Below are 9,653 nucleotides of genomic sequence, written 5' to 3'. Positions count from 1 at the left end.
ATCAGCTCCTAAAAGATGGGTTTGTGGTAAACACCATTTTAAAGGAAGCTGATCTTTTTTGTCCGAACAGCGTTCGGATTAATTTTACAATCTATCAAATATAAAAATAATAATTCGAATTTAAACACAAACTATTACACTATTTATACATTAGAAGTTCGTTAATTGCGTTGAAATGTCATGAAATTGTCGCTTACAATAACTCGTGTACTTAAACACCAAACTTTGTGAGGGGGATTCACACGAATGCATCGTAATTTAAAACGGTTGTTGATTGGTTTGACCAGTAGGCTAGCTGCCGCCACGTTAATGACTTTCGGACATCCAGGTACTGCATCGGCTAAATCTACATACACACCTAAGTCTTTGACCGTTCAGTTTGTACCTTCGTCAAATGCTAGTTCCATTGAGGCTAAAGCCAAGCCACTGGAAGGCTTGCTTCAAAAACAACTACATGTACCGGTGAAGGTTAGTGTTTCAACTAACTACAATACGATTGTTGAAGCCATGGGATCAAAGAAAGTTGACGTTGGCTTTTTACCACCTGATGGATACGTTCAGGCACACAAGATGAATCATGCAAAAGTACTTCTGCAAGCACTACGTTACGGGGTAGATGAACCAAGTGGTAAGAACAACAAAAAGTTGGTTAACTACTATCGGTCAATGATTTTGGTTAAAAAGAATAGTGGTATTAAGTCATTAAAGGATTTAAAGGGTAAGAAGATTGCTGTACAGGATACAACGTCAACTGCTGGTTATATCTTTCCAGTGGCAGAGTTAGCCAAGCATGGCGTCAACATTAAGAAAGACAACATCAAAACTGTTACTGTCACAGGACATGACCAGGGCGTGATGTCGGTGGTTAACGGTAACACTGATGCGGCCTTCGTCTTTGCCGACGCCCGTCAGATTGTCCAAAAAGATGTTAAGGATGTATTCCAGACAACTAAGCCACTCTATCTGACAAATAAAATTCCTAATGACACGATTTCTGTTCGTGGCGATATGAGTCCCAAATGGCAAAAGAAGATTTCTCGTGCCTTTATCAAGATTGGCAAGTCCAAAGAAGGTCGTAAAATCATTAAGTCCGTATACAGCCACGAAGGGTATGCACCGGCCAAGGACAGTACCTTCAATATTATTCGCAAGTACGACAAACAGGTTAAAGATGCTGAATAAGATGTAATCCGAATTATAAAGTGGACGGGGCTAGCTTCGCTCACTTTATTTTTTTGAAGAGGGAAATATTTATGACTAAACCGGAATTGAAACCGGTAATTGATGTGCAACATGTTTCTAAGATTTATGACAATGGAACCAGCGGGCTGAGCGATATTAATCTACAAGTTAAGCCTGGTGAGTTCGTTGTTATTGTGGGGCTTTCTGGGGCCGGTAAGAGCACGCTGATGCGAAGCCTGAACCGCCTGCATCAAGTGACAGAAGGACACGTGTTAATTGATGGCCGGTCGATTACTGAGGCAAAAGGAAGAAATTTGCGGCAGTTACGCCGTGATGTGGCCATGATTTTTCAAAACTTTAATTTGGTTAAGCAATCAACGGTGCTTCGTAATGTTTTAGCTGGCCGATTGGGCTATTATCCAACGTGGCAAAGTAGTCTAGGACTCTTTAAAGAAGCAGATAAGCAACGCGCTTATAAAGCATTGGAAAGAGTTAATTTATTGGATAAAGTGTATCAGCGCGTTGATCAATTATCTGGCGGTCAGCAACAACGGGTTGCCGTTGCCCGAGCCTTTGTTCAAGATCCGAAAATTGTTTTGGCAGATGAACCGACTGCTTCTCTGGATCCTAAAACGGCTCATTTAGTCATGAATGATCTAAAAAGTATGAATCAAGAGCTGGGTAAAACCGTGGTGGCCAACTTACATTCAGTTGCCTTGGCTAAAGAATACGCAACCCGAATCATTGGGCTTCGTGCAGGCCGGATCGTCTATGATGAATCAATTCAGAATGTGACGGACGCCGATTTAGCGGATATTTACAACGGGGATTCGTCAGTTGGTGAAAGACAATGAAACTTCCAAAACAAACAATTGTTCAACGTTTTCACATCCGTTTCTTCGGCAGTTTGATTATTTTATTGGGTCTGCTGATTGCCAGCAATAATTTTTTAAAGCTTGATTTTAGTGCGCTCGTCCAAAACTTTGATCAGTTTTTGGCCCTTTTTAAAGAGATGATGCATCCAGACTGGAAGTCAGCACCATTTGTTGTTCAGCCCATGTTGGAAACCATTCAAATGGCGTTAATTGGTACCACGCTTGGAACCCTTTTGGCAATTCCAGCGGCCATTGTTGCAGCCCGTAATGTCGTCACAAACAAATGGATCACGGGTTTCGTACGAATTATTTTTAACATGATCCGTACGTTGCCAGATTTATTACTTGCGGCGCTTTTTGTAGCAATTGTTGGTATTGGACCATATGCTGGTGTGCTAACACTCACGATTTTTTCTTTCGGTATGATTACGAAACTGTTCTACGAGTGTATCGAAACGATTGATAATGGTCCGCTTGAGGCTATTTTAGCAACTGGTGGCAAACGTAGCGCGATGGTGATGTTTGCTATTTTACCGCAAGTATCTAGTCGCTTTATTAGCTACATTCTCTATACCTTTGAAATTAATGTTCGTGCCTCGACTGTATTGGGATATTTAGGCGCAGGCGGTATTGGTCAGCAGTTACAAACGTCGTTATCACAATTCCGTTATGACCAAACTGCAGTGATTATTTTAGCAATTTTAATTGTGGTTTTGGCTATCGATGGTCTTAGCAATTTTGCAAGGGAGCGTCTTCAATGATGGGTTCAATACAACATAGGTCGGCTGGCGTTTGGCATCGGACAAGGTCATGGTTTTGGGGATTACTAATCGTTATCGTCTATGTTTGGGGAATTTTTGGTATCAATTTTAGTAAAATCCAATCATCGGCAGGAGCAGTTACTAAGGCTGTGTTAATGGGTATTATCCACCCCGATTGGCATTATGTTTATCAAGGGAATGGCGAGGACTTAGTTAGCGTGATGCTACAGACATTGGCCATTGCTTTCGTTGGTACCATTATCTCAGCGCGGATTAGTATTCCGTTTGCTTTCTGGGCGGCTAAACGACGTCGCCATCACTTTTCAGTATTGTCTACTAGTGGACGAATCGTGCTAGCAGTCGTGAGAACTTTTCCAGAAATTGTGTTGGCGATTATGTTCATTAAAGCAGTGGGACCTGGTGCGTTCGCCGGTGTGCTAGCACTTGGCGTTCATTCAGTAGGGATGTTAGGAAAACTATTTGCTGAATCAATCGAGGCAATTGATGCTGGACCTGGTGAGTCCATTCTTAGTGTTGGTGGAAATGCGGTGAACGGTCTTGTATTTGCAACGCTGCCGCAAGTGTTACCAGCATTTGCTTCTTATAGTCTTTACCGATTTGAAATATCAGTTCGTTCCGCTACTATTTTGGGAATGGTTGGTGCCGGCGGTGTTGGCACACCACTGTTGTTTGCAATTCAGACACGATCTTGGAATCGGGTTGGCATAATTCTCATCGGAATTATTATTACGGTGACGATTATTGATTATTTATCAGGATGGTTACGAAAGCAGCTCGGCTAAAGGGAAAGGAATAAATGATATGAAAGTCTATTTTAACCATGATTGTGGTGTTGATGATTTAACTTCCTTGTTCTTGTTGCTTCAAATGCCAGAAGTGACATTGCTTGGTGTCGGCGTTATGGGGGCGGACAGTTATGTGGAACCTGCCACTTCGGCTACCCAAAAGATTATCGACCGTTTTGGAAAAGGACAGTCTATTGAAGTGGCCAGTTCAGATGCTGGGACACGACATCCTTTTCCAACACCTTGGCGCCTTGAAACTTTTTCGATGACCGCACTGCCATTACTTAACGAGCACGAGCCAATTAAAACACCGTTACGGAGTGATTCTGCAGCGGATCATTTACGGAGAATTCTGGGTGAGACTTCCGAGCCAATCACATTATTATTCACGGGTCCATTGACAGATTTAGCGACAGTTATTCGTGCACAGCCTGAATTAACGAATAAGATTAGCCGATTGGTCTGGATGGGCGGAACCTTTCTTGAACGTGGTAACGTTGAAGAACCAGAGGCCGACGGGCACGCAGAATGGAATGCCTTTTGGGATGCAGAGGCCGTTAAGACAGTGTGGGATAGCAACATCGACATTGACATGGTCGGATTGGAAAGTACCAATAATGTGCCACTAACATCTGCTGTTCGACGTCACTGAGCACACCGTCGTCAACAAGTCGGATTTGATTTTCTGGGCAACAGTTATGCGTTAGTGCCAGAATTACGACATTTTGTCACAAATTCAACGTATTTTTTATGGGACGTTTTAGCTACCTGCTATTTAACTCACCCGGAAATAACAACAACCAAGCTAGTCCACGGCGATGTCGTTACAGATGGACCATCACTTGGACGGACGATATTAACCGCTAGTGGTCGGCCAATTAGATTAGTGGATACGGTAAATAATGAACGGTTCTTCGATTTAATTGATGATTTGGCCTCCGCAGCTAATTAAATGTAGTTATTAGTGGTGGGGTGAAGTCATAAGATGTGTTAAGTCAGCGACCATCCCTTACAAAAGGGCTGTGTTGATAAAATTTGTGTTTGGTAATAACGGCAAATGGGCCCAATTCTAATGAAGAGTGGGCTCTTTTTGTTTACCTAAACTAAAAAGCAACTCGTGATTTATGGCCGTCTAACTTCTGAATTAAACATCACCTTGTGATAAAGTAGACGGAGACATTTTCAAAAGGGGCGAGGTGAGTGACGTGGCGACGATTAAATTAGGTATTCGTGAATTGGTGGAGTTTGTCCTTCGCAGTGGAGATCTCAATCCACAGACGGATGCCAGCACCAATACGGCACTCGCTGGCGCCAATATTCATCGACGACTGCAAAAACAGCGACTTAAAGATTATCCCGATTACCAAAAAGAAGTTGGTCTGAAGACTACCGTGACGATGAATGATCAAAGTTATAGCATTCATGGTCGTGCCGATGGTATTTTCAAGGTGGATGATCAGGCACACATTGAGGAAATCAAAACATCTGATTTAGTGTTTGAAGATGTGCCAGAAAGCACACTGACGCTCTACTGGGGGCAGGTCAAAATCTATGGTTATCTGCTGATGAAGGACCAGCAACGTGACCATGTGACATTGCAACTGACGTATTATCAGACAAACGAAGATAAGGTGACGACTCAAGAACAGGAGTGGTCGTTTGAAGAGTCTCAAAGATTCTTTCAATCCCTTATTGATGAGTACGAATCTTGGTTGATTTTGCGAGCTGACATGCGTACGCAACGTGATCAAACGATTGCGGACCTAAAGTTTCCATATCCGGCGTATCGTACGGGTCAGCATGAACTGGCAGTGGCGACTTATAAATCCATTATGCTTAAAAAGCAGATGTTGGTCGAGGCGCCGACGGGCACAGGGAAAACGATATCAACGCTGTTTCCGACCATAAAAGCAATGAGGGAAGGGCTCATTCAACGGACATTTTACCTGACTGCTAAGCAAAGCACTCGGCGCGTGGCAGAGGATGCCTTATCCTTAATGGCTACCCAAGGTCTTTCGTTGAAAAGCATTACACTAACCGCCAAAGAGACCATCACGTTCCCTGAGGAAGTCGACGTTGCCCCGGCGGACAATCCATTTATGCTGGGCTACTACGATCGCTTGAAACCTGCTCTCATGGACATTTTGACGCATGAACAGCAAATTACTCGTGACGTTATTGAGACATATGCACACAAACATACGCTAGATCCATTTGAGTTTTCACTGGATGTCAGCCTATTTTGTGATGTTATTGTCTGCGATTACAATTACCTGTTTGACCCGTTAGTATATTTACAACGCTTTTTTAGTGAACCTGATGAGGATAATTTCTTCCTCATTGATGAAGTTCATAATTTGCTGAGTCGGGCGAGAGAGATGTATTCGACTAGTGTTGAGGAGCAAGAAATCAAGGACCTCAAACCATTGTTTAAAGGCGACAAGGGTTTTCATCGCCACGTTAATACATTGATTAAAACCTTTAAGGCATTGTCATCGTTGTTGGATGATGAACAATCAGATGACCTCACTATTCAGCCGCCGCTCACCTCATTTGTTGAGGAACTACAACATTTTAACGATTTTATTTCTGACTGGCTGCCAAAACAGGAAGATGGTGAGGAGCTGCAGAAAGTACTAGAGGCGTATTTTGCTTGCCTAGATTATGTTCGGTTAAGCGATAATTATGGTGAAGAGTACCGAACGCGATTATTTCAAACGAACCGTGGGCTCTGTGTGAGATTAGTCTGTCTAGATCCAAGCACATTCCTTAATCAATCAATGCATCTAGGCCGTGGCGCTGTCCTTTTTTCGGCAACCGTGACGCCGCTTAGTTATTATCAGCAGGTCTTGGGTGTTGACGACGATGGAATCAAATATCAGTTGCCGTCGCCGTTTGAACCGCGGCACCAAGCAATCCTGGTAGCGAATTATATTCAAACGACATATCGTCAGCGGGATGCCAACTTGACAAAAATTCTGACGAGTATTCATACACTAGTAGCTGGCAAGATTGGCAACTATCTGATTTTCTTTCCATCACACGGTTATTTGACGACTGTTGTTGAAGCGTATCGGCAGGCTTACCCAGATGAGCGGGTCATCCAGCAGGAACCAGCCATGCAGAGCCAGGATCGGGATGCCTTTTTGGCAAAGTTTCAGCCAGACGCCACTCAGTCATTAGTTGGTTTTGCCGTGCTCGGCGGCATTTTTTCTGAAGGAATTGACTTGCCAGCAGACCGACTGATTGGTGTGGGCATCGTGAGTGTTGGTCTGCCCGGCTTGAATGTAGAAACTGACCTTATTCGGGATTATTTTGATGGAACAAACGGTCATGGCTTCGAATACGCGTACCAGCTGCCTGGGTTGAACAACGTACTGCAGGCGGCGGGTCGATTAATTCGCAGTAGTCACGATCAGGGCATTGTCCTTTTGATGGATCAGCGTTTTAGTCAGTCACGTTATTCAAACTTATTTCCGCCGCATTGGCGATTTTGGCGAGGCGTCAATAACGTACAGGCCCTTTCAGCCTGCATCGACGCATTTTGGAAACAGACAACATTACCACAAACAAAGGAGTCTTAGTATGGCGACGTTTTTAACCCCGGTACTCATTCAGCGTGCGCATGAATTAATCGATGCTAATGATAATTTGGAGGGTTTCGTGCCAGGTGAAGGGTCACTAACACCAAAGCTAGTGCTGGTTAGTGAAGCGCCTGGTGCTAAAGAAGCAGAACTTAGTCATGGATTTCAGGGACCGGCCGGCACGGAATTAAACCAGTGGTTGGCGTTGTTAGGCATTAGCCGAGATGAAATTTATATGACGGGGGCGATTCGGGCAAGGCCATTTACGGAAACCAAGGGTCGCAAGCGGGATCGCCGACCAACGCAGGCAGAATTAAAGGCGTTTGCACCATTACTGGATCATGAATTGGCTGCGTTGCCAACCGGTACGTTACTTGTTCCGTTAGGAAACACTGGTTTACAACGACTGCTGGGCAACAAGATGAAGATTACGCAAGTCCATGGTGAGTTAATGAAAATGCCGATTTTGAGATTTCATTCGGCCACGGATCAGTTCAAACCTGGCTCACGAATATACTCATTATTTCCATTATTTCATCCGTCTTATGTACGTCGCTTTCCTAGTAAACGATCACTAGTTGAGGATGATTTAAAGATGTTAAAGACATTAATCTAACAATGAAACGATGAAGTACCTCCTGCTCACTGGCTTTGCTGAGTAAGAGGTGCTTTTTTGAAACCTTGAAGTGACTTTGGTTGAATTCTTAACTGTAATGATTATAATTACAATTGAAATCAAAAAATCACATGACCATTTAGGAGGTTCATTATGCAACACGTGTTAATTTTAGGTGCTGGTGGAAAGATTGCGAAGTTGACTGAAAACATGTTATTAAAAGAAACAGATGCGGCTTTAACACTGTTCTTGCGCCATCCCGAAAAAGTTACAGTTAGCGATGAACAGCGTGAAACGGTGGTTACTGGGGATGCGGCTAATGCGGATGATCTTGCTCGAGCAATGAGAGGGCAGGATGTCGTTTATGCTAATTTAGCCGGATCAAATATTGAGACCCAGGCTCAGCAAGTTGTAAAGTCGATGGATGAAGCGAAAGTTAATCGGCTAGTTTGGATTTCAACGTTAGGCATTTATGATGAAGTTCCTGGTGCATTTGGTAAATGGAATCACCAGATGTTGGATGATGGTTATTTACCAACGTATGCGGCAGCAGCAAAAGTAATTGAGAGTTCTGACTTGGATTACACAATTATTCGACCTGCGTGGTTACAAAATCAAGATGAGGTTGATTATGAACTGACAAACAAGGGCGACGCGTTTAAGGGGACAGAAGTATCCCGCAAGAGTATTGCAGCAGTTGTTACCAGTTTGATCAAAGACCCGACGATTCACATTAGAGCTTCTTTAGGAGTCAACAAACCTAATACAGATGGTACTAAGCCAAGTTGGTATTAAATTTTGGCGATACCTATTAAATTAGCAGAGCACCTTTGTTACCGTCTATTAATAAATGCATCATAATAAAGGGACTACCAGTCTTTGTCACACACTGTGTTGACTTTGACCAGTAGTCCTTTTTCCGTACTTTTTACGTTTCATCAAAATAGACAAAATTAAGCTTATTTTGATCAGGGTCAGATAACTGAATAAGCTCTTCAGTTTGGTCAAATGGCCATGCCTGATTTACCAATTGTTGTCTCAGATTTAGCCATGCATCCCGTGTGCCAACGTTAATACTGAAATCCATTAAACCGGTTTGATTTTGTTACATATTGGGATAAGGGCCATGCCAGTCATTTAATGCGATGTGATGGTGATAACCGTCGGCAGCCAAGAAGGATGCATGTGGTACTAGCCAATCCTTGAGATCGAAGCCAAGAATCTGATTATAGAAATGAGTACTTGTTTTTAGAACACTAACTCGCAGATGAATGTGACCCAGTCGTGACCCGAAGGCTAAACCACGCCACTGATTATCCGCCTCACGAAGCAATGCTTTGGTATCTAATGGGATGGTTCGTTGAGGCATCCGGCCATCAGGCAGGATGAGCCAATCTTTTCGGGGAAAGTCATAATACACTTCAACCGCATTCATTTCGGGGTCCCAAACGTACAAAGATTGGCTGAAACGATGATCAGCTGCTAAAAATACAGGGATGTGATGTTGCTGATAGTGTTGCAATGTATTAGCTAGATCACGACGTGTCGGCTGAATCCATGCGGTGTGGTATAAACCAGTCGTGTGAAGATTACGAACTGTATCGTACCCTTGTTTCAGAGTCAAACGGGGTTGCTCGTCTCCAGGAATTGTTAAGGTAGCTATTTTTGACGTTTGTTGCAAAACGATCAAGCCAATAATCTGAGTATAAAAATTAGTCATGGTTACTAAATTGATAGATTGTAAAATTAATCCGAACGCTGTTCGGACAAAAAAGATCAGCTTCCTTTAAAATGGTGTTTACCACAAACCCATCTTTTAGGAGCTGATC

At 43.2% G+C, this 9,653-nt stretch carries 8 protein-coding genes and 1 pseudogene; 8 read left to right on the top strand and 1 reads right to left on the bottom strand.

Annotation, left to right across the window (positions count from 1 at the left end; translation table 11 throughout):
• Window positions 1–246: 246 nt before the first annotated feature.
• From GB992_RS10185 to GB992_RS10150, 8 genes and pseudogenes are all read left to right on the top strand, one after another.
• Window positions 247–1,182, top strand: coding sequence for a phosphate/phosphite/phosphonate ABC transporter substrate-binding protein (locus GB992_RS10185; RefSeq protein WP_161002349.1), 936 nt, complete (start codon window positions 247–249; stop codon window positions 1,180–1,182).
• Window positions 1,183–1,253: 71 nt separating this feature from the next.
• Window positions 1,254–2,036 (top strand): phosphonate ABC transporter ATP-binding protein, encoded by a 783-nt coding sequence (gene phnC / locus GB992_RS10180; protein ID WP_161002348.1) that lies wholly within the window; start codon window positions 1,254–1,256, stop codon window positions 2,034–2,036.
• Window positions 2,033–2,818: a phosphonate ABC transporter, permease protein PhnE gene (phnE, locus tag GB992_RS10175; RefSeq protein ID WP_161002347.1), complete on the top strand. Its 786-nt coding sequence runs from the start codon at window positions 2,033–2,035 to the stop codon at window positions 2,816–2,818. Before phnC ends, phnE (GB992_RS10175) begins: the two co-directional genes overlap by 4 nt.
• Complete coding sequence (gene phnE, locus GB992_RS10170; RefSeq protein ID WP_431188837.1) at window positions 2,815–3,621, top strand: phosphonate ABC transporter, permease protein PhnE; 807 nt, start codon at window positions 2,815–2,817, stop codon at window positions 3,619–3,621. The genes phnE (GB992_RS10175) and phnE (GB992_RS10170) overlap by 4 nt, the downstream gene beginning before the upstream one ends.
• A gap of 19 nt (window positions 3,622–3,640) precedes the next feature.
• Window positions 3,641–4,576: pseudogene (locus GB992_RS10165) on the top strand (nucleoside hydrolase).
• A gap of 253 nt (window positions 4,577–4,829) precedes the next feature.
• Window positions 4,830–7,208, top strand: a complete 2,379-nt coding sequence (locus tag GB992_RS10160) for a helicase C-terminal domain-containing protein (protein ID WP_161002346.1) — start codon at window positions 4,830–4,832, stop codon at window positions 7,206–7,208.
• 1 nt (window position 7,209) lies between these two features.
• A complete protein-coding gene (locus GB992_RS10155; RefSeq protein ID WP_161002345.1) occupies window positions 7,210–7,824 on the top strand; it encodes a uracil-DNA glycosylase in 615 nt (204 codons plus the stop codon).
• Window positions 7,825–7,977: 153 nt separating this feature from the next.
• On the top strand, window positions 7,978–8,619 hold the full coding sequence (locus GB992_RS10150) for an SDR family oxidoreductase (RefSeq protein WP_161002344.1): 642 nt from the start codon (window positions 7,978–7,980) through the stop codon (window positions 8,617–8,619).
• Between the two features lie 310 nt (window positions 8,620–8,929).
• On the opposite strand, the gene GB992_RS10145 is transcribed toward GB992_RS10150, so the two are convergent.
• Window positions 8,930–9,544 carry a VOC family protein gene (locus GB992_RS10145; protein ID WP_161002343.1) on the bottom strand — a complete coding sequence of 205 codons (615 nt, stop codon included), beginning with the start codon at window positions 9,542–9,544 and terminating at the stop codon, window positions 8,930–8,932.
• Between the last annotated feature and the right edge of the window lie 109 nt (window positions 9,545–9,653).

It is taken from the genome of Furfurilactobacillus milii, assembly GCF_009863985.1.
Taxonomy (GTDB): domain Bacteria; phylum Bacillota; class Bacilli; order Lactobacillales; family Lactobacillaceae; genus Furfurilactobacillus; species Furfurilactobacillus milii_A.
This window is presented reverse-complemented; position numbering and strand designations above follow the sequence as displayed.